The 21272-nt window shown below is 74.0% G+C and carries 17 protein-coding genes; 16 read left to right on the top strand and 1 reads right to left on the bottom strand.

Features of this window, described 5'->3' with window-relative positions; all coding sequences use genetic code 11:
• Window positions 1–6 precede the first annotated feature (6 nt).
• From ACGFX4_RS17620 to era, 7 genes are all read left to right on the top strand, one after another.
• A complete protein-coding gene (locus ACGFX4_RS17620) occupies window positions 7–1341 on the top strand; it encodes a hemolysin family protein (RefSeq protein ID WP_393074711.1) in 1335 nt (444 codons plus the stop codon).
• A 126-nt stretch (window positions 1342–1467) separates the two neighbouring features.
• Window positions 1468–1698, top strand: coding sequence for a hypothetical protein (locus ACGFX4_RS17615; protein ID WP_393074709.1), 231 nt, complete (start codon window positions 1468–1470; stop codon window positions 1696–1698).
• Window positions 1699–1710: 12 nt separating this feature from the next.
• Window positions 1711–2250: a DUF4383 domain-containing protein gene (locus tag ACGFX4_RS17610; RefSeq protein WP_393074706.1), complete on the top strand. Its 540-nt coding sequence runs from the start codon at window positions 1711–1713 to the stop codon at window positions 2248–2250.
• 98 nt (window positions 2251–2348) lie between these two features.
• Window positions 2349–3317, top strand: coding sequence for an aldo/keto reductase (locus ACGFX4_RS17605; protein ID WP_393074703.1), 969 nt, complete (start codon window positions 2349–2351; stop codon window positions 3315–3317).
• 17 nt (window positions 3318–3334) lie between these two features.
• Window positions 3335–3688 (top strand): cytidine deaminase, encoded by a 354-nt coding sequence (locus tag ACGFX4_RS17600; RefSeq protein WP_393074701.1) that lies wholly within the window; start codon window positions 3335–3337, stop codon window positions 3686–3688.
• Between the two features lie 71 nt (window positions 3689–3759).
• Entirely contained in the window at window positions 3760–3915 is a 156-nt protein-coding gene (locus ACGFX4_RS17595) for a hypothetical protein (protein WP_393074698.1), read from the top strand.
• Between the two features lie 36 nt (window positions 3916–3951).
• On the top strand, window positions 3952–4881 hold the full coding sequence (gene era / locus ACGFX4_RS17590; protein ID WP_345696981.1) for a GTPase Era: 930 nt from the start codon (window positions 3952–3954) through the stop codon (window positions 4879–4881).
• A gap of 66 nt (window positions 4882–4947) precedes the next feature.
• Here era and ACGFX4_RS17585 read toward each other — a convergent pair whose 3' ends face one another.
• Window positions 4948–5964, bottom strand: a complete 1017-nt coding sequence (locus ACGFX4_RS17585; RefSeq protein ID WP_393074696.1) for a LacI family DNA-binding transcriptional regulator — start codon at window positions 5962–5964, stop codon at window positions 4948–4950.
• Window positions 5965–6104: 140 nt separating this feature from the next.
• Here ACGFX4_RS17585 and ACGFX4_RS17580 point away from each other — a divergent pair, with 140 nt between their 5' ends.
• The 9 genes from ACGFX4_RS17580 (at window position 6105) to ACGFX4_RS17540 (ending at window position 21130) form a co-directional block, all read left to right on the top strand.
• A complete protein-coding gene (locus ACGFX4_RS17580; RefSeq protein ID WP_393074693.1) occupies window positions 6105–7355 on the top strand; it encodes an MFS transporter in 1251 nt (416 codons plus the stop codon).
• A gap of 64 nt (window positions 7356–7419) precedes the next feature.
• Window positions 7420–8133, top strand: a complete 714-nt coding sequence (locus ACGFX4_RS17575) for an alpha/beta fold hydrolase (RefSeq protein WP_393074690.1) — start codon at window positions 7420–7422, stop codon at window positions 8131–8133.
• 3 nt (window positions 8134–8136) lie between these two features.
• Complete coding sequence (locus tag ACGFX4_RS17570) at window positions 8137–10614, top strand: beta-glucosidase (protein ID WP_393074687.1); 2478 nt, start codon at window positions 8137–8139, stop codon at window positions 10612–10614.
• A gap of 163 nt (window positions 10615–10777) precedes the next feature.
• Window positions 10778–11218 (top strand): hypothetical protein, encoded by a 441-nt coding sequence (locus tag ACGFX4_RS17565; RefSeq protein ID WP_393074685.1) that lies wholly within the window; start codon window positions 10778–10780, stop codon window positions 11216–11218.
• On the top strand, window positions 11215–12231 hold the full coding sequence (gene pstC, locus ACGFX4_RS17560; protein ID WP_393074682.1) for a phosphate ABC transporter permease subunit PstC: 1017 nt from the start codon (window positions 11215–11217) through the stop codon (window positions 12229–12231). The genes ACGFX4_RS17565 and pstC overlap by 4 nt, the downstream gene beginning before the upstream one ends.
• On the top strand, window positions 12228–15740 hold the full coding sequence (pstA, locus tag ACGFX4_RS17555) for a phosphate ABC transporter permease PstA (protein WP_393074679.1): 3513 nt from the start codon (window positions 12228–12230) through the stop codon (window positions 15738–15740). The genes pstC and pstA overlap by 4 nt, the downstream gene beginning before the upstream one ends.
• A complete protein-coding gene (locus ACGFX4_RS17550; RefSeq protein ID WP_393074676.1) occupies window positions 15737–18355 on the top strand; it encodes a hypothetical protein in 2619 nt (872 codons plus the stop codon). Before pstA ends, ACGFX4_RS17550 begins: the two co-directional genes overlap by 4 nt.
• A 114-nt stretch (window positions 18356–18469) precedes the next feature.
• On the top strand, window positions 18470–19459 hold the full coding sequence (locus ACGFX4_RS17545) for a substrate-binding domain-containing protein (protein WP_393074674.1): 990 nt from the start codon (window positions 18470–18472) through the stop codon (window positions 19457–19459).
• Window positions 19460–19540: 81 nt separating this feature from the next.
• Window positions 19541–21130, top strand: coding sequence for an Ig-like domain-containing protein (locus ACGFX4_RS17540; protein WP_393074671.1), 1590 nt, complete (start codon window positions 19541–19543; stop codon window positions 21128–21130).
• Window positions 21131–21272 lie beyond the last annotated feature (142 nt).

The raw sequence follows: 21272 nt of genomic DNA, 5'->3' as shown, positions 1-21272 counted from the left end.
CCGTCTGTGAGTGGTGAAAGTACGAGCTTCCTCCTCGGAGCTCTCCTGCTGGTCGTGCTCGGCTGGCTCGCGGCCTGCGCCGAGGCCGGCATCTCCCGGATCTCCCGGTTCCGCGCCGAGGAGGCCGCGAGGGCCGGCCGGCGCGGCGCCGACCGGCTGCTCGCGCTGACCGCCGACTCGATCCGCTACCTCAACCTGGCCACCCTGATCCGGGTGGCCTGCGAGATGGCGGCGGCGGTGCTGGTCACCGTGGTCTGCGTGCGGAGCTTCGAGGAGACCTGGCAGGCGGTGCTGACCGCGGTCGGCGTGATGGTGCTGGTGTCCTTCGTGGCGGTCGGCGTCTCGCCGCGCACCATCGGCCGCCAGCACCCGCTGACCACGGCCACCACCGCCTCGTACGTGCTGCTGCCGCTGGCCCGGATCCTCGGGCCGATCCCCAAGCTGCTGATCCTGGTCGGCAACGCGCTCACCCCGGGCAAGGGGTACAAGGAGGGGCCGTTCGCCTCCGAGGCGGAGCTGCGGGCCCTGGTGGACCTGGCGGAGCAGGACGACCTGATCGAGGACGAGGAGCGCCGGATGGTGCACTCGGTCTTCGAGCTGGGCGACACCATCGTCCGCGAGGTGATGGTGCCGCGCACCGACCTGGTGATGATCGAGCGGCACAAGACCGTCCGGCAGGCCCTCACCCTGGCGCTGCGCTCCGGCTTCTCCCGGATCCCGGTGGTCGGGGACAACGAGGACGACGTGGTCGGCATCGTGTACCTGAAGGACCTGGTCCGGCGCACCCACATCAACCGGGAGTCGGAGTCCGAGCAGGTCGACGGGGTGATGCGCCCGGCGGTGTTCGTCCCCGACTCCAAGCCGGCCGCCGACCTGCTGCGCGAGATGCAGCAGATGCGCTCGCACGTGGCGATCGTCATCGACGAGTACGGCGGCACGGCCGGCCTGGTGACCATCGAGGACATCCTGGAGGAGATCGTCGGTGAGATCACCGACGAGTACGACCGGGAGATCGCCCCGGTCGAGGACCTCGGCGACGGGTCCTACCGGATCACCGCCCGGCTGCTGGTGGAGGACCTCGGCGAGCTGTTCGGCATCGAGCTGGCCGACGAGGACGTGGAGACGGTCGGCGGCCTGCTCGCCAAGCACCTGGGCCGGGTGCCGATCCCCGGGTCCTCCTGCGCCATCCCGGTGCCGGAGGAGGCGGGCAGCGACCTGCTGTCCATCCGGCTGACCGCCGAGAGCTCGGCCGGCCGCCGCAACCGGATCGGCACCGTGGTCGCGGCGCCGGTGCGCGAGCCGGCGGACCTGGAGGAGCCGGTCGAGGCCGAACACGAGTAGGCGTCCCGGCGTTTCGGACCCGGCGGCCCGTGGGGATCCCCCCGCGGGCCGCCTTGTCCTTGGAGGAACGGCCGGGCCTTCGTGCAGCGTTTGCCCCGGGCTCGCCGGGATGACGACGATGGACACATGGCACATCAATTGCGCGCGGAGTACGGCCCCGGGGGGCCGTCCGGCGGGGTGGCCAGGTGGCACGTCGTCCGGAGCACCGATCCCTCGCACGGCATGTGCGGCGCGGAGATCGTCGCGGACGCCGAGACCCGGCCCGAGTCGGACTGGGGCACCGGCCTGCAGAGCTGCCAGCAGTGCGGCTCGCTGTACCTGCACGAGGCCCCGTTCCTTCCGGCGGACTGGGCCTGAGCGGAGGTTGCGATGAAATTGCAGGACGAACTCCCGGTCGACCACAAGCTCGGCCAGGTCTACCGGTTCGGCGCCGGCCTCGGCGGCGTCTTCCTGGTGGTCTTCGGCATCCTGGGGCTGACCGGCAGCCACCCCGGCTTCATCGACACCGAGGGCAAGGAGGTCATCGGCCTCTCCAGCAACGGCGCGCTCAGCGTGCTCTCGCTGGTCGCCGGCGGCGTGCTGATCCTCGGCGCGGTGATCGGCGGCAACATCGCCTCCAACATCAACATGGTGATGGGCCTGCTGTTCATCCTGGCGGGTTTCGTCGGGCTGATGGTGCTCGACAGCAGCGCCAACCGGCTCGCCTTCCACATCTCCAACGTGATCTTCAGCTTCGTGTTCGGCTTCGTGGTCCTGACCTTCGGCATGTACGGCAGAGTCAGCAGCCACCTGCCCAAGGACAACCCGTACTGGAAGGAGCGGCACTCCCGCCCGGAGACGCTGCCCTCCGGCCCGCCCGCCTTCGTCAAGGTGATGCGGCCCGGGCCGCCCAATCCGACCGGGCACTGATGTTCTGGGGGTGATCGGCGCGCGCCGCGGCATGCCGGGCGCGCGCCGCCGGGTGAGAGTGGTCCCCGTACGCCTACGGACGGAAGGGGACCACCGGCATGGTGATCGAGGGGCGGTCGGGGATCGGGTACGGCGCGATGGTGCTGTCGCCCGGCATGTACGGGGAGATCGACGACCGGCGCGGGGAGGCCGCGCTGCGGGCCGCGCTGGACGCCGGCGCGGTGATGATCGACACCGCGGACGGGTACGGGCCGGACGGGCACAACGAGCGCCTGGTCGGGCGGGCGCTGGACGGCCGGGACGACGTCCTGGTCGCCACCAAGTTCGGGTTCCGGATCCCGGACGGCGCCGAGGCGCACCGGTTCCCGGTGAACTACGCCTTCGGGGAGCTCGCGGTGAACTGCGAGCCCAAGTTCGTCCGCGGGTACGCGGAGCAGTCGCTGCGCGGGCTCGGGGTGGAGGCGATCGACCTCTACTACCCGCACTTCCCGGACCCGCAGGTGCCCTTCGAGGACACCGTGGGCGCGGTCGCCGAGCTGGTCGAGGACGGGCTGGTCCGCCGGCTCGGCGTCTCCAACGTCACCGCCGAGCAGCTGCGGGCGGCGCACGCCGTGCATCCCGTCGCGGCGGTGCAGGCGCAGTGGTCGATGTGGCAGGCGGTCGACCCGGAGCTGCTGGCGGCGGCGAAGGAGCTGGGCGTCGCCGTGGTCGCCTGGAGCCCGCTCGGCGGCGGCTTCCTCACCGGCACCGTCGAGGGGCTGGGCGAGGGGGACTTCCGGCACCAGCAGGAGCGCTTCAGCGGGGACAACCTGCGGACCAACAACGACCGCTACGCCCCGGTGCGGGCGATCGCCGCCGAGCTGGCCGTGACGCCCGGGCAGCTGGCGCTGGCCTGGCTGCTCCACCGGGACGCCCAGGTGGTGCCGATCCCCGGCAGCCGCACCCCGGCGCACATCACGGAGAACCTCGCGGCGGCCGAACTCGCGCTGGACGCACCGACGCTGGCCCGGATCGACGCGGCGCTGGCGGCGTTCGCCCCGGTGGGTGAGGGCGCGCTGATGGAGTGAGCCTATGCTCGTTGCCCATGAGCGAGATCTCCGAGCTGGACCCCGAGGACAAGAAGATCGTCACGCTGGCGCGATCCGCCCGCGCCCGCAACGGCGTCGAGGAGGGCGCGGCGGTGCGCGACGAGACCGGCCGCACGTACGTGGCGGGCACCGTGGCGCTGGAGTCGCTGCGGCTGAGCGCCCTGCAGACGGCGGTCGCGATGGCCGTCGCCAGCGGCGCCAAGGGCCTGGAGGCGGCCGCCGTGGTGACCGCGGCCGACGCCCCGGCCGACGCCGACCTGGCGGCCGTGCGCGACCTGGGCGGGGCCGGTACGCCGGTGCTGCTGGCCGGTCCGGACGGCACGGTGCGGTCGGTCACCGGGGCCCGCTGAGCGACTCCTCCCGAGCCCCCTTGCGGCAGGGCGATAATCTGACCGCAAGGGTGGCGTTGGGGGAGGGGACCATGGGCGTACTGGCGTTCTTCGCCGGGCTGCTGCTGACCGTGATGGGGCTCGGCCGCTGGCACGAGACCGGCTCGCCGTGGTGGCTCGCCGGATCGATCGCGCTGCTGGTCCTGGTGCTGATCGGCGGGATGACGGGCGGCAAGAAGACGGGGTGACCGGCCGGGCGTCGGTGATCAGGGAGAATGGTGCCCATGAGTAGTCCTTCCTCCCCGTACCGCTCCGGGTTCGCGTGCTTCGTCGGCCGTCCCAACGCGGGCAAGTCGACCCTGACCAACGCCCTGGTCGGGACGAAGGTCGCGATCACCTCCGACCGACCGCAGACCACCCGGCACACCGTCCGGGGCATCGTCCACCGCCCCGACGCGCAGCTCGTCCTGGTGGACACCCCCGGCCTGCACAAGCCCCGCACGCTCCTCGGCGAGCGGCTCAACGACCTGGTCCGCTCCACCTGGGCCGAGGTCGACGTGATCGGCTTCTGCCTGCCCGCCGACCAGAAGCTCGGCCCCGGCGACAAGTTCATCGCCAAGGAGCTCGCCGAGATCAAGAAGACCCCCAAGGTCGCCATCGTCACCAAGACCGACCTGGTCGACTCCAAGCGACTGGCCGAGCAGCTGATCGCCGTCCACCAGCTCGGTGCCGAGCTGGGCATCGAGTGGGCCGAGATCATCCCGGTCTCGGCGGTCGGCGACAAGCAGGTCGAGCTGGTCGGCGAGCTGATCACCAAGCTGCTCCCGGAGGGCATGCCGCTCTACCCGGACGGCGACCTGACCGACGAGCCCGAGCAGATCATGGTCGCCGAGCTGATCCGCGAGGCCGCGCTGGAGGGCGTCCGCGACGAGCTGCCGCACTCGCTGGCGGTGGTGGTCGAGGAGATGATCCCGCGCGAGGGCCGCCCGGCCGACCGTCCGCTGCTGGACATCCACGCCAACGTCTACATCGAGCGGCAGAGCCAGAAGGCGATCGTGATCGGCGCCAAGGGCTCGCGCCTGAAGCACGTCGGCACCACCGCCCGCAAGCACATCGAGGCGCTGCTCGGCACCCCGGTCTACCTGGACCTGCACGTCAAGGTCGCCAAGGACTGGCAGCGCGACCCCAAGCAGCTGCGCAAGCTCGGATTCTGACGGAACGTCCCGGAGGCCCGGCGGGTGACCACCCGCCGGGCCTCCGGCGTGTTCGGCGCCGCGTGCTCAGCCGGAGTCGCGGACCACCAGACGGACCGTCATCAGCTCGCGGGAGACCGGCTCGGCGGCCGGGTCGGAGATCAGCCGGTCGACCAGCTCGGCGAGCTCCTCGCCGCCCGGCAGGCTCATGTGGACGGTGGTCAGCCGGGGGCGCAGCAGCCGGGCCAGCATCAGGTCGTCGGCGCCGACCACCGCGACGTCGCCGGGGACGTCCAGGCCCGCGTCCTGGAGCGAGCGGAGCGCCAGCATCGCGTACTCGTCGTTGTAGCCGAACACCGCGTCGAGCCCGGCCGCGCGGCAGCGGGCCGCGAGAGCGGCGCCGCTCTCCTCGGTCCAGTCGAGCGGGAGCGGCTCGACCAGGGCGTCGAGCCCGGACGCCTCGACGGCCGAGCGCAGGCCGGCCAGCCGGGGCCCGCTGAACAGGTCGAGCCCGCGGTCGGTGGGGATCACCGCGCCGATCCGGCGGCGGCCGGCGGCCAGCAGGTGGGCGCCGGCGGTGGCGCCGACCTGGTGCTGGTCGAGCAGCAGGGCGTGCGCGCCCGGCACCGCCGGGACGCCGACGGTGGCGACCGCCCGGGTGCCGGCCCGGTGCAGCAGCTCCACCCCGGCGGGGGTGAGCAGCGGTTCGAAGCAGAGCACGGCGGCGGGCCGCAGCTCGGCCCAGCCGCGGGCCGGGTCGTCGGTGCCGGTGGGGGCGGGGCCGTACAGCACGCCGGTGTAGCCGTGGCGCTGCAGGGCCTGCTGGAGCTCGCGGTAGAAGGCGCTGAACAGCGGGCCGATCGGTGCGGAGGAGCCGACCAGCAGGACGATGCCGCTGCGGCCGGCCCGCAGCGAGCGGGCGGCGGCGTTGGGCACGTAGCCGAGCCGGTCGGCGGCGTCCCGCACCCGGCGGCGGGTCTGCTCGCTGACCCGGCCGCCGGCCGTGTTGTTGAGGACGAACGACACGGTGGCGCGCGAGACCCCGGCGAGCCGGGCGACGTCGGCGCTGGTCGGCGGGGGTGTGGGCGGTTGGCTGCTGGTCATAACGGTTCGAATCTTTTCACGCCGGGCCTCTGGCCGGGGCTCGGGGTGCCCTGCTAGACATCTGGTTACACGTGTAACGCCTACACGTGTAACCTCCATTCCACCCACCCGGCCCCACCCGGCTGAACCTGGAGGGCACCGTGGCCCTTTCCCCCACCCGCGACGACGACAGACCCGTCGACGACACCCCCGACCCCGCCCCCACGCCCACCCGCGGCCTGCTGCCGCTGCTGTTCACCGGCAACACCGCGATGTACGCGCTCTACATCGGCGTCGGCGGCGTGCTGCTGCCGCTCCAGATCGAGCACATCGACCCCGCCGCCAAGGTCGCCAACCTGGGCCTGGTCGGCGGCGTCTCGGCGGTCTTCGCCACCCTGTTCAACCCGTTCGCCGGAGCGATGTCCGACCGCTCCGGGCGGCGCAACCCGTGGATCCTGGGCGGCGGCCTGGCCGCCGTCGGCGCGATGGCGCTGCTCGGCGCGGTGAACACCGTGCTGCTGGTGGCGATCGCCTGGTGCCTCGGCCAGGCGGTGATGAACTGCTACCAGGCCGCGCTCACCTCGGTGGTCCCCGACCGGGTACCGGCCGCCCGCCGCGGCGCCGCCTCCGCGGCGGTCGGCCTCGGCCTGCCGGTCGGCTCGACCGTCGGCGTGCTGATCGCCTCCGCGCTGTCCGACCGCTACCGGACCGGCTACCTGGTGCTCGGCCTGCTGGTCGCGGCCGCGGCGGTGCTGTTCACCGCCGGCGCCCGGGAGCGCCGGATGCCCCCGAAGCGCCCCGTCCCGCTGCGCGAGCAGGCCGCCGCCTTCCTCGGCGTGCTGAAGGTGCCCGACTTCCGCTGGGCGTTCATCGGCCGGGCCCTGCTCGTGCTGGGCTACTTCGCGGTGGTCGGCTACCAGCTGTACGTGCTGCAGGACCACATCGCGCTGCCGGACGGCCTGGAGCCGACCGAGGCGGTCGCCGTCCTCACCCCGGTCTCCTCGATCGCGATGGCGCTGTCCACCGTGGTCGGCGGGGTGCTCTCGGACCGCCTCGACCGGCGCAAGCTCTTCGTCGGCTGCTCGGCGGCGCTCTCCGCGCTGTCGCTGCTGATCCCGGTGTTCTCCCCGACCTGGGCCGGGATGCTGGCCTTCTCGGTGGTCAACGGCCTGGCGTTCGGCTGCTTCATGGCGGTGGACACCGCGCTGGTGACCATGGTGCTGCCCAGGGCCGAGGACGCCGCCCGGGACATGGGCGTGCTGAACATCGCCAACGCCGGCCCGCAGATCGTCGCCCCGTTCGTCGCCTCCGCCGTGGTCTCGCTCGGCGGCTACACCCCGCTGTTCCTGTTCGGCGCGGTACTGGCCGTGCTCGGCGCGCTGGCCGTGCGGCCGATCCGCGGCGTCCGGTGACCCCGCCCCGACCCTCCCTCCCCACCGCCTGCGCCCGCAGGTCCGTCAGAAAGGCTCCGTCCCGATGAAGTTGCACACCCACGAGTGGGGCACCGGCGACCGGCTCGCCCTGCTGGTGCACGGCATCATGTCCGACCACCGCACCTGGCGGCGGGTCGGCCCGGCGCTGGCCGAGCGCGGGTACCGGGTGATCGCGGTCGACCTCCGCGGCCACGGCGCCAGCCCGCGCGGCGACGGCGCCGAGCCCGGCGAGAAGTACGGCGCCCGGCTGTTCGCCCAGGACCTGGTGGACACCCTGCCGACCGGCGCCGAGCTGGCGATCGGCCACTCGCTGGGCGGCCTGACGCTGCTGGGCGCGGTCGACCGGCTGCGGCCCGCGCGGGCCGTCTACTCGGACCCGGCCTGGCAGTTCGCCAAGGCCGAGGGCGTCGACCCGCGGCTGTTCGTGGAGTTCAAGAACGGCACCCGGGAGCAGATCACCGCGATGAACCCGCGCTGGGAGGAGGCGGACATCGACGTCGAGCTGGCCACCCTGGCCGCCTGGGACTCCGACACCGCGCTCGGCCTGTGGGCCAACGCCGAGGACTCCGGGCTGCCCGCGGCGCCCGCCGTGCCCTCGCTGGTCCAGCTCGCCGACCGGAGCTTCCTGGTCGACGACACCGACGCGGGGCTGCTGCGCGACCGCGGCTTCGAGGTGCGCACCGTGGCCGGCGCCGGCCACACCGTGCACCGCGACGACTTCGACGGCTTCATGGCCTCGCTGGAAGGATGGATCTGACCCATGGCACTCGACACCCGTGACGCCCGGCGGGAGACCGCCGTGGAGGCCGCGCTGGCGGCCCTGGACCTGCCCGCCAAGGTCGCGCTGCTGGCCGGCGCCGACATGTGGTCGCTGCCCGCGAACCCGGAGATCGGCCTCGGCCGGCTGGTGATGTCCGACGGCCCGGCCGGCGTGCGCGGCGAGCAGTGGACGCCCGACGACCCGTCGGTGGCGATCCCCTCGCCGACCGCGCTGGCCGCCACCTGGGACACCGACCTGGTCCGCCGCGCGGGCCGGCTGCTCGCCCAGGAGGCCCGCCGCAAGGGCGCCCACGTCGTCCTCGCGCCCACCGTCAACCTGCACCGCAGTCCGCGCGGCGGCCGGCACTTCGAGTGCTACTCCGAGGACCCGGTGCTCAGCGGCGAGATCGGCGCGGCCGTGGTCGCCGGCGTGCAGGACGGCGGGGTGGCCACCACGCCCAAGCACTTCGTCGCCAACGACTCGGAGACCGACCGGTACACGGTGGACGTCCGGGTCGACGACCGGACGCTGCGCGAGCTGTACCTGGCGCCGTTCGAGACCATCGTGAAGAAGGCCCACCCGTGGGGCCTGATGGCCGCCTACAACGGCGTCAACGGGCCGAGCATGTCCGAGCACCGGGAGCTCAACCACGGTGTGCTGCGCGGCGAGTGGGGCTTCGACGGCGCGCTGGTCTCGGACTGGACCGGCGCCCGGGACACCGTCCGGGCGGCGCTCGGCGGCCTGGACGTCGCCATGCCGGGCCCGCTCACCGTGTACGGCGAGCACCTGGTGAAGGCCGTCCGGGAGGGCCTGGTGCCGGAGGACGAGGTGGACGAGCTGGCCCGCCGGGTGCTGCGGCTGGCCGCCCGGGTCGGCCTGCTCGCCGGCGCCCCCGCCGCGGTCGACCCGGCCGAGCTGCCCCCGCCGGTCGACGGCGAGGCGCTGGCCCGGGAGCTGGCGGCCCGCTCCTTCGTGCTGCTGCGCAACGAGGGCGGCGTCCTGCCGCTCGACCCGGCGCCCGCCTCGGTGGCGCTGATCGGCCCGGCCGCGGCCGAGCTGCGGTTCGGCGGCGGCGGCAGCGCCCAGGTCTTCCCGGAGCGGGTGGTCTCCCCGCTGGAGGGGCTGCGCGAGGCGCTCGGCGCGGGCACGGAGCTGCGCCACGCGCTCGGCGCCGACCCGCGGACCTTCCTGCCCCCGGCGGCCTTCCCCGGCCGGGCCGAGCTGCTCGGTGCGGACGGCGAGCCGCTGGGCACGGCGGCCACCGCCGACGGCTCGGTGCGCTGGCTGGGGACGCTGCCCGGCGGCGTGGACTTCGCCGAGCTGCGGCAGGTCCGGCTGACCACCGAGGTCGGCTCCGGGCGGGCCGGGGTGCACGAGCTCTCGGTGCGCGGCGTCGGCAGGTACCGGCTGGAGGCCGACGGCGAGGTGCTGTTCGAGGGGGCGCTGCTGCCGTCCGGGGAGGACCCGGCGGCCGCCTTCCTCAACCCGCCGGAGCGGCGCTTCACCGTCGAGCTGGCCGCCGACCGGGCCTGCGAGGTCCGGCTGACCTGCGTGCTGCCGGAGAACACCGGACTGGCCGGATTCGGTCTGGTCTCCTTCCAGCTCGGCCACGGCGCGCCCGGCCCGGGCCCCGACGAGCTGATCGAGGAGGCGGTGGCCGCCGCCCGCGCCGCCGAGGTGGCGGTGGTCGTGGTCGGCACCACCGAGGAGGTGGAGAGCGAGGGCGTGGACCGCGACTCGCTGGCGCTGCCCGGCCGGCAGGACGAGCTGGTGGCCCGGGTCGCGGCCGCCAACCCGCGCACCGTGGTGGTGGTCAACGCCGGCGCGCCGGTGCTGATGCCGTGGCGGGAGCAGGTCGCGGCGGTGCTGCTGGCCTGGTTCCCCGGCCAGCAGGGCGGCGCGGCGCTGGCCGACGTGCTGCTGGGCGCCGCCGAGCCGGGCGGCCGGCTGCCCACCACCTGGCCGGCCGAGGAGGCCGACTGCCCGGTCCGGGAGGTCGCCCCGACCGAGGGCCGGCTCGCCTACCGGGAGGGCCTGTTCATCGGCTACCGGGCCTGGCAGCGGCGGTCCGGCGCACAGCCCGCGTACTGGTTCGGCGCCGGCCTGGGCTACACCGAGTGGGCCTACGAGGGGCTGGAGGTCCGGCTCGGCGGGCCCGAGGACACCCTCGCGGAGGTGTGCGTGCGGGTGCGCAACACCGGGCGGCGGGCCGGCCGCGAGGTGGTCCAGGTCTACCTGGCGCCGGACGGCGTGGACCGCTCGCGCCCCGACCGGCAGTTGGCCGGATTCGCGGTGGTCGAGGCCGGCCCCGACGAGGTGGCCGCCGCACGGCTGCGGCTGTCGGTCAGGACTGTGCAAACCTGGGACGAGACCCTCGGCGGCTGGGTCACCAGGCCCGGAACGTACACGGTCGAGGCAGGTCGGAGCGCTGCCGATCGTCCGCTGACGGTCGCTCTGGAGGTTCCCGTCCAGGCCTGACGCTTCGTCATATCGGAACGGGCGGTGCGCGATTTGTGGAGGACTCGCGCACTGCCCGTTCACGTGGCCCGTGTCCGGCGTTCATGCCTCGGCATCCGGTAATCCGCCGGGGATCGAGACGGTCTCTTCCGGCCAACGAGCGCTCCGGAAGGCGATGACCGGCATGGGACAGCCGAGATTCCTGATCGTCAGCAGACCCCAGCTTCCCGACCCCGCGCGGGGCGGCACCGTCTGGCGGCTGCTCGGGGCGAACAACCGGCACCTCGGCCAGAGCGAGGAGACCTTCCTCGACGTCGCCGGCTGCCTGGCCGCGATCGGCCGCCTGCAGCGCGGCCTGGACCGCAGCCGCTCGGTGATCGCCGGCGAGGAGCACGGCCAGCTCTGGCGCTGGCGCCTGGAGCTCGACGGCGCGCCGGTCGCCAGCTCCACCCGCGCCTACCGGCGCCAGCGCGAGTGCCAGTACAGCCTCGGCCTCTTCCTGGCCGGCGCGCGCAGCGCCGAGCCCGGCCCCCGCCCGCTCGCGCTGCCCCGGCAGCACGCCCCGGCCGTCCCGCAGCTCCGGCCCGAGGGCCGCGCCGCGCAGCTGCGCCGGAGCGGCGTGTGAGCGGCACGGCGGCCGAGCCGGAGGCCGAACCCGCCGAGCTGCGGCGGCGCCTGGACACCCTGCCCGACCTCACCGACCGGATCTTCCTCGGCTGGGCGCGCGGCAGCGGCATCCTGGTCCTGGTCGTCATGGGCGCCGTCGGCGGCTACCTGGCCCTCCGGGCGACCGACGCCCTCTCCACCGCCGGCTGGTCCTTCCTGACCGTGGAGAACTGGAACCCCGACGGCGGCCGCGGCCAGTTCGGCATCGCCGCGGTGCTCACCGGCACCGTGCTGATCGGCGGCATCGCGGTCGTCCTGGCCGTGCCGCTGGCGCTCGGCAGCGCGCTCTACATCAGCGAGTACGCGCCGCGCCGGATCAAGCGGACCCTGATCGGCCTGGTCGACCTGATGGCCGCCGTGCCCAGCGTGGTCTACGGCGTCTGGGGCTTCGTCCTGCTGCAGTACCAACTGACCGGCCTGGCCCGCTGGCTGGCCACCTACCTGGGCTGGATCCCGCTGTTCGCGGTGACCGGCGACGTCCGGGTGGACGACCCGATCACCCCGCCGCTGGTGTACACCGCCTCCAGCCTGATGGCCGGCGTGGTGGTCGCCTTCATGATCACCCCGATCATGTGCTCGATCATGCGCGAGGTCTTCGACCAGGCCCCGGCCGGCGAGCGCGAGGGCGCGTACGCGCTCGGCTCCACCCGCTGGGGCATGATCCGCACCGTGGTGCTGCCGTTCGGCCGCGGCGGCATCATCGGCGGCACCATGCTCGGCCTCGGCCGGGCGCTCGGCGAGACGATCAGCGTCTTCCTGATCCTCTCCATGCACTTCGAGATCCAGCCGCACATCCTGCAGACCGGCGGCAGCGCCGTCGCGCCGCTGATCGCGCTGCGCTACGGCGACTCCAGCGAGTTCGCCATCTCCGCGCTGATGGCCGCCGGGCTCTCGCTCTTCCTGCTCACCCTGGTGGTCAACTTCGCGGCGGCCGCCGTGGTGGCCCGCAGCCGATCGGGGGCCACCTCATGACGGTCGACACCGTCCCCGCCGACACCGTCCCCGCCGGCCCGACGACCGCGGGCCCGGCGACCGGCACCCCGGCGGGCGCGACCACCGTGGTCGGGGCCGCGGCGGCGCTCGCCGCACCCGAGCCGCGCCGCCGGATCGGCGGCCGCCGATCCGGCGACCACTGGGCGCTGCTCGGCAGCCTGGTCGGCGGGCTCGCGCTCAGCGGACTGCTGTTCCAGCGGATCGCCCCGTTCAGCGGCGTGATCGGCTTCGCGGTCTGCAGCTGGCTGGCCTTCCTCGGCCTGTACGCCCTGGTGCTGCGCGGCGAGGGCAGGCTCGCGGTCCGCGACCGGCTGGCCTCCGCCGTGGTGCACAGCCTCGGCGCGGTGCTGCTCGCGATCCTGGTCTGGATCGTCGTCTACGTGTTCCTGCACGGCTTCGACGCGCTGCGCCACCTCAACTTCTTCACCGAGGACCTCTCGCTGGCCGGCCCGGCGGACGCCCTGGTCAAGGGCGGCGCCCTGCACGCCGCGGTCGGCACGCTCACCCAGATCGTCATCGCGCTGGCGATCACCGTGCCGCTGGGGGTCAGCTGCGCGGTCTTCCTCGGCGAGGTGCCCGGCCGGTTCACCCGGCTGGTGCGCACCCTGGTCGAGGCGATGACCGCGCTGCCGTCGATCGTCGCCGGCCTGTTCGTCTTCGCCATGCTGGTGGTCGGCTTCGGCGTCCCGCGCTCCGGCTTCGCCACCGCGGTCGCGCTGTCGGTGATGATGCTGCCGATCCTGATCCGGGCCGCCGACGTGGTGCTGCGCCTGGTCCCGGGCTCGCTCAAGGAGGCCTCGTACGCGCTCGGCGCCGGCCGCTGGCGGACCGTCTGGACGGTCACCCTGCCCAGCGCCCGCTCGGGCCTGGCCACCGCGGTGATCCTGGCCGCCGCCCGCGGCATCGGCGAGACCTCGCCGGTGCTGCTCTGCTCCGGCTACACCAAGAACCTCAACCTCGACCCCACCGAGGGCCCGCAGACCTCGCTGCCGCTGATGGCCTTCACGCTGATCAAGATCCCGTCCGACTTCCACCGGGCCCGGGCGTTCGGCGCGGCGGCGGTGCTGCTGGGGCTGGTCCTGGTGCTCTTCCTGATCGCCCGGCTGATCGGCGGGCGCGGGGCGGGCGAGCTGTCGGCCGGTCAGCAGCGGCGCCGGGCCGTCCGGTCGGCCGAGGACTTCCGCCGGCTGGTCACCGCGAAGGCGCAGCCGCCGTACGCGCAGCCGTACCCCTCGACCCACCCGCCGCACGCGCGGCCGGGCGGGCCGGACCCTCACCAGACCCCTGCCCGGAAGGCCGTCGTGTCACGCAGTGCCGTCACCCGTACCGTCACGCTGTTCGCCGCGTTCGCGGTGTTCGCGAGCTCGCTGCTGTTCGGCGCGGCGCCGCGCGCGGCCGCCGAGAACTACCGGCTGATCGGCGGCGCCGGGTCCACCTGGAGCTTCAACGCGGTGGACGCCTGGGTGTCCAACGTCCGCCAGTTCGGCATGAAGATCAACTTCGACCCGGTGGGATCCTCGGCCGGCCGCACCCAGTTCAAGAACGGCACCACCGACTTCGGCATCACCGAGATCCCCTACGGCCTGGAGGACGGCGGCCAGTTCGACGCCGCGCCGAGCTGGCCGTACGCCTACCTGCCGATCGTGGCCGGCGGCACCTCCTTCATGTACAACCTGAAGGTCGGCGCCAACCGGGTCACCAACCTGCGGCTCTCCGGCGAGACCCTCGCCAAGATCTTCACCGGCAAGATCACCAAGTGGAACGACCCGGCGGTGCTCGCCGAGAACCCGAGCCTCAACCTCCCGGCCATCGACGTCCGCCCGGTGGTCCGCTCCGACGGCTCCGGCACCACCGCCCAGCTCACCACCTGGCTGGCCAAGAAGTACCCCGCCCTCTGGGACGACTACTGCAAGCGCTCGCAGCGGCACGCCGCCTGCGGCATGACCTCCTTCTACCCGCTGCTGCCCGGCTCCAGCTGGCAGGCGCTCGGCTCCTCGATCAACGTCGCCGGCGCCGTCGCCGCCGACAACAACGTCGGCGCCATCACCTACGTCGAGTACTCGTACGCCAAGAACGCGCACTTCCCGGTCGCCAAGGTGCTCAACAACAAGGGCTGGTACGTCGAGCCCAACGGGCCGAACGTGGCGACCGCGCTCAAGGCCGTGCAGATCAACAGCGATCTCACCCAGAAGCTCGACGGCGTCTACGACTCGGCCGAGGACAACGCCTACCCGCTGTCCAGCTACAGCTACATGGTGGTGCACACCTCGACCGCGGCGCCCTTCGACGCGGAGAAGGGCAAGACCCTCTCCGCCTTCGGCTACTACTTCCTGTGCGAGGGCCAGAAACAGGCCGACGACCTCGGGTACGCGCCGCTCACCGCGCAGCTGGTGGAGTCCGGCTTCCAGCAGCTCGCCAAGATCCCCGGCAGCCAGAACAAGGCCTTCGACCGCAACACCTGCTCCAACCCCACCTTCGGGGCGAACGGCACCAACCCCTTCGCGGACAGCGCCCCGAAGCCCAGGGACTGCGACAAGAAGGGCTCCACCACCCAGTGCGAGACCGGCACCGGCGGTGCCAAGCAGACCACCCCGGTCAGCGCCGGCGGGGCCAAGGGCACCGGGGGCACCAGCGGGGGCGCCGCGGGGACCGGCGGCACCGCGGGGACCGGCGGCACGGGCGGCGCCGGCGGCACCGCGGGCGGCGCGGGGGCCGGCCAGGACGGTGCCGGCGGCGGCGCGAGCGCTGCCGACCCGGCGCTCACCGGTGGCGGCACCGGTGCCGGCGGAGGCGGCGGCCAGCAGTACGCCGGCGACTCGGTCGCCCTGGCGGCGGGCGGCGGCACCGGGCTGCGCAACGCGCTGATGCTGATCGCGGGGGCGCTGCTCGGCGCGCTGATCGTGCTGCCGCCGATCGTGATGGGGCGCTCGGCGCGGGCCGCGTACGGCGGTGGCGGTGCGGCGGGGGCGGCCGGGCCGTACCCGCAGGCGCCGGGCGGCGCGGGCGCGGTGCCGGTGGCGTACCCGCCGATGACCCCCTTCCAGGCGGGTCCGTACCAGGCGGGTCCGTACGCGGGTCCGTACGCGGGACCGGGAGTGATGCCGGGTCAGCACCCGGGCGTGGCCGCTCCGCTGCCGGCGCTGCCGGTGGGGGTACCGGGGCAGGGCGGCGGGCCGGTGGCCCCGGCCCCGCAGCCCGCGCACGGTGCGGCGGTTCCGGCCGCGCCCGGGGGAGTGCCCGCACCGGGTGGGGACGCCACCGCTCCGCTCCCGGCGGTGCCGGGGCAGGGCGGGGCGCCGGCCGCGCCGACGGCCGGCCCGGGTACCGCGCTGCCGGTGACCGGTGGGGAGCCGGTTCCGGCTGTGGGCGGGGACGCGGGGGCCCGACCGGGTGGTGGGGAGCCGGTCGGGAGTGCGCCCGTCGCCGGCCAGGGCGCTGAGCCGGGTGCCGGCAGCGCGTCGCAGGCGGCTGCGGAGGGGGAGCGGTGAGCGGCAGAACGGTGCGGATCCGCCGCCGGGCGTTGCGGACCGCGGGGGTGCTGGGGCTGCTGGCCGCGGTGACCGCCGGGGCGGTGCTCTCGGCGGACCCCGGCGACCCGCCGGTGCGGGTCGCGGACACGAGCAGCGCGACCCCGGAGATCCCGGTCGATCCGCTGACCGGCGGACCGTCCGCGATCGACCCGACCGCCGCCACCGGTGGCGCGAAGGCCGCTGTCGCGGGCAGTGACGCCACCGCCCGGGCGGCTGCGGGGGGAGCGGGAGCGGTCACCGCCCAGGCGGCCGCGGCGGACGGTGACACCGTCACCGTCAAGGGCAGCGGCGAGTTCGCGGGCCTGGAGGTGACCGTCTCGCAGACCACCCACCTGGTGAACCAGGTGGTCACGGTCAGCTGGAAGGGCGGCACCCCGACGGTGCCCAGCCCGATGGTGTTCGGCCAGCACTACCTGTCGCTGATGCAGTGCTGGGGCGACGGCGACGGCCCGGACCGCACCCAGTGCCAGTACGGCGCGACCCGCGGCGACGACCGCGGCGGCGCGTTCGTGCCGAGCCGCCAGCTCAGCTACGGCAGGACCCTGGTCGACCCGTTGGAGCCGATCAAGGCGCCGAGCGACACGCAGAACGCCTACGTGCCGTTCCGCCCGGTGACCGGCCAGGCGGAGGAGACCAACGGCAGCAGCCAGTACTACGACATCCAGTCCACCAACGAGGTCCCGTACGCGCCGACCCGCGCCGACGGCACCGGCCAGGTGTTCTTCGAGGTGGAGACCGGCATGGAGGCCCCGGGCCTGGGCTGCGGCCAGACCCCGGAGGGGCAGCCCGGACCGTTCACCGAGGGCCGCCGGTGCTGGCTGGTGGTCGTGCCGCGCGGCGGCACCGAGGTCGACGGCCAGCCGCCGGTCGGCCAGTCCGGCAAGCTGCAGTCCTCGCCGCTGTCCACCACCAACTGGGCGAAGCGCCTGGTCGTCCCGCTGCACTTCGAGCCGATCGGCATCGCCTGCCCGATCGCCTCCGAACGCCCCACCGCGGGCACCGAGCTGGCGGCCGAGATGATCTGGCGCTGGCAGCCGACGCTGTGCGGCACGGCGGGCGGCGCGTTCAGCTACACCCAGGTCACCGACGACCTGGCGCGCAACCGGCTGGTCCGCAACGGCGACTCCGGCCTGGTCCTCGTCGGCGAGGCGCTGCCCAAGGCCGAACAGGTGGAGGACCGCACCCCGGTGTACGCGCCGCTCGCCGTCTCCGGACTGGTGATCGCCTTCGACATCGAGAGCCAGTCGTACTCGCGCACCCCGCCGGCCACCCGGCTCAAGGACGGCCAGCGGATCACCGACGTCTCGCTGACCCCGCGGCTGGCCGCCAAGCTGCTCACCCAGAGCTACCGCTTCTCGGTCAACCCGGGCGACCCGGACGTCCCGGCGAACAACCCGCTGGACCTCACCTCCGACCCCGAGTTCACCGACCTCAACCCGCAGTTCAAGGAGCTGTACTTCCCCGCGCGGATCGCCGAGCTGCTGCTGCCGGTCGGCGACGGCGACTCCGCCCGCGCGGTGTGGCGGTGGATCCTGGCCGACCCGGACGCCAAGGCCTTCCTGCAGGGCGCCCCGGGCCCGCACGGCGAGACCGTCAACCCCAACTTCAAGCCGGACAAGGTCGAGCTGCCGCGCCCCAACTACCCCAAGCCGGACATCTTCTGCGTGGAGTACCCGGACGACCCCAGCGGCCGCCCCAAGTGGTGCAACCTGGACGGCCACCCGTACGCCAACAACCTCCGCGACGCCGCCCGGTCCACCGCCCGCGGCGACACCCTGGCCCGCTCGGTGTGGGACGCCAGCACCATCCCCGGCTCGCTGAAGAAGGCCCAGCCGCAGGCCCAGGGCCTGCGCGGGGTGATGGCCGTGACCACCACCGCGCTGGCCGCCCGGTACGGGCTGAACACCGCGAAACTGCGCAACTCCACCGGGCAGTTCGTCACCGCCGACAACACCACCATGCTGGCCGCCGCGGCCTCCGCGCCGGCCGGCGAGAACCCGGTGGTGAAGGTGGTCGACCCGGCGAAGGTCCCGGCGGGCGGCTACCCGCTGACCGCGATCACCTACGGCGCCGCCGTACCGTCCTCGATGGACCGGGCCGCCGGAAAGGCGTACGCCGACCTGATCCGCTACGGCATGGGCGACGGCCAGCAGCCCGGCATCGCGGCCGGCCGGCTGCCCGACGGCTACGCGCCGCTGCCGCAGGAGCTGCGCAGCCAGGCCCTGGCCGCGGCGGGCACCATCGAGCAGCGGGCCGGCATCCCCGAGGGCGCCGCCGCCACCCCCGCCCCGCCCGCGGGCGGCGGCAGCGAGGCGGTCTCCGCCGGCGGCGGCTCCCGGCCCCCCGCCCAGGGCGGCGGGGGCGCCCAGGACGCACCCGCCCCGGCGTCCACGGCGCCCGCCCACACCCCGACCACCCTCGCCCCGGCCCCGCCGGCCGCCCCGGTCGCCCGGACCGCCGGCACCGACGTCGGCGACCTGCGCTACCTGCTCCTCGGCGCCCTGATCGCCGGAGTGCTGGCAGCCGCCGCCGGGGTCGTCGTCCCGCGCGTGCTGCGCAACCGGCGGCACTGAACGGGCCCCTCTGCCCACCTGTTGTCCCACCCCTTCTCAAGCACCTGCGCCGAACCGGCCGGAGCTCGCTCCGCCGTGCCCGAAAACCGCACTCTCACAAGGGATTCCGCACCCATGAAGCTCACCAAGCGTCAGGTCGCCAAGTGCGTCACCGCCGTCGCCGGCCTCGGCCTGGTGGTGGCCGGCACCGGCACCGCCCAGGCCGACCCGACCGGGTACCGTCCGCTGGCCGGCGTCGGCTCGGACACCACCCAGGGCGTGATGAACGCGATCGCCGGCAAGGTCACCCTGAACGGCCAGCCGGTCCTCGGCTCGTACGACGCCGTCGGCACCCCCACCATCAACACCAAGGCCGCCGCCGCCTGCCAGGGCCTGAACCGCCCGAACGGCTCCGGCGCGGGCCGCACCGCCCTGCTGAACGAGCTCAACAAGGGCAACAACTGCCTGGACTTCTCCCGCTCCTCCAGCCTCAACCTGGCCGCCTCCACCCCGGGCCTGACCTACGTCCCGTTCGCGGTCGACGGCGTCACCTACGCGGTCAGCGCCGGCAGCGCCCTGCCGCTGGACCTGTCCATCGCCGACCTGCACGCCATCTACAGCTGCGACCCCGGCTACGTCGGCACCGGCCCGAACTACGACATCCACCCGATGCTGCCCCAGGCCGGCTCCGGCACCCGCAGCTTCTGGGAGGCCACCGTCGGCATCACCGAGGCGGACGTCGCGGCCGGCAAGTACCCCTGCGTCACCGACACCAAGGGCGGCAAGAAGATCGAGGAGCACGACGGCCGCGTCCTCGACTCCGCCTCGCTGGTGCCGTTCTCGATCGCCCAGTACATCGCGCAGAGCTCCAGCACCATCGCCGACCTGCGCGGCACCGCCCAGCTGGGCAACATCAACGGCGTCCCGTCGCTGCTGCTGAACACCAGCGCCGCCGCCACCCGCGACGTCTACAACGTCATCCCGACCAGCAAGGTCGCCACCAGCCCGTGGAGCGACGCCTTCGTCGGCTCCAACTCGCTGGTCTGCCAGCAGACCGCGACGATCAAGCAGTACGGCTTCGGCGTCAACGCCGCCTGTGGCGACACCACCCGCACCACCGGCTGACCAGCTCGGCCGACCGACCCCGGCCGACCCATTCCGGCTGATCAACCCTCAACCACGCTTAGCTGAAAGGCATCTCACGCCGTGAGCATCCGTATCGCGCGCACCGTCGCGCTCGGCGCCGCCACCGTGCTGGCCGCCGGCTCCGCCACCTTCCTCGGTTCCGCCACCGCCTTCGCCGCCGACAGCCCGGTCATCGGCACCGCGACCGTCAACCCGGCCACCGGCTCCGACACCGAGCTGATCAACCTGGTCACCTCCGCCACCTGCCCCGGCGGCACCAACCTGCAGGCGCTGGTCTTCGGCCAGGGCTTCCCGGCCGCCGGCTACGGCGTCACCCCGAACTCCGCGCAGTCCATCTACCCGGTGGACGCCCAGGGCCGGATGTCCATCCCGCTGAGCGACACCATGGCCAGCTTCGCGCAGAAGAACGGCTTCTCCACGCTGAGCGGCAAGTACGAGTTCCACGTCCGCTGCCAGGCCAAGATCGGTGCCACCTACTTCGGTGACTTCGTCGGCGCGGTCTGGTTCACCAGCCCCACCGCGTACACCTCCACCGACCCGAACGCGCCGGTCGCCCAGGCCACCACCACCGCGCTGACCGTCGACCCGGCGTCCACCGCGACCGAGGGCAGCGACGTCAAGCTGACCGCCGCCGTCAGCCCGGCCGCGCCCGGCACCGTCCAGTTCCAGGACAACGGCGTCGCGCTCGGCACCCCGGTCGCCGTCACCGCCGGCCAGGCCCAGCTCACCGTCAACACCCTCGCCAAGGGCGCGCACAACCTCACCGCGGTCTTCACCTCGACCGACACCGCGCACTTCCTCGGCTCCACCTCCACCGCGGTCGCCTACACGATCAGCCCCAAGGGCGCGACCGTCACCCACACCTCGCTCGCCGTCACCCCGTCCGGCTCCGCGCAGAAGGGCACCGACGTCAAGCTGTCGGCCGCCGTCGACGCGGGCGCCACCGGCGCCGTCCAGTTCAGCGACAACGGCGTGGCGCTCGGCTCCCCGGTGGCCCTGGCCGGCGGCACCGCCGAGCTGACCGTGACCGCCCCCGCCGAGGGCGACCACTCCTTCACCGCCGCGTTCGTCCCGGCCGACGCCACCCAGTTCGCCGCCTCGCAGTCCGCGGCGGTCGCCTTCACCGTCACCCCGGTGATCGTCCCGCCGAAGCCGGACTCCCCGGCCCCGGTCGGCGAGACCATCACCACCACGGTCGCCCCCGGCGCCCTGGTGATCAGCGTCGCGGGCAGCAACGTCACCCTCCCGCCGCTCACCCTGAACAACGACTCCACCCGGTTCGGCTCCGCCGGCCCGATCCAGACCGTCACCGTCACCGACACCCGCGCCGGCGCCCCCGGCTGGTCGGTCAGCGGCCAGGTCTCGGACTTCAAGTCCGGCGCCAACGCCATCAACTCGCAGAACCTCGGCTGGGCCCCGAACCTCGTCTCCAAGGGCGACGGCCTCAAGGTCACCCTCGGCACCGCGGTCAACCCCGCCAACGCCGTCGAGGCCAACGACGCCGGCGCACTCGGCCTGAAGTCCGCCCGGACCCTGGCCACCGCCACCGGCCTCGGCACCGCCAAGCTCGGCGCCGACCTCACCCTGCTTGCGCCGACCTCCACCCTGGCCGGCACCTACCAGGGCGTGCTCACCCTCACCGCGATCTGACCGCGTGATCCGAGCCCGCTGAACGGGAGCTGACGCCCACTCTTCACCACCGGGCCGTCAGCCCGTCACCCGGCGGCCGGGCCGCCCTGGCGCAATCGGCGTACCCCTGACGTACCGCCGAGCGCCCGGGCGGCCCGCGCCG

It is taken from the genome of Kitasatospora sp. NPDC048365 (genome assembly GCF_043200835.1).
Classification (GTDB): Bacteria; Actinomycetota; Actinomycetes; order Streptomycetales; family Streptomycetaceae; genus Kitasatospora; species Kitasatospora terrestris.
The sequence above is the reverse complement of the archived record's forward strand: the minus strand, read 5'-3'. Positions and strand labels throughout refer to the sequence as shown.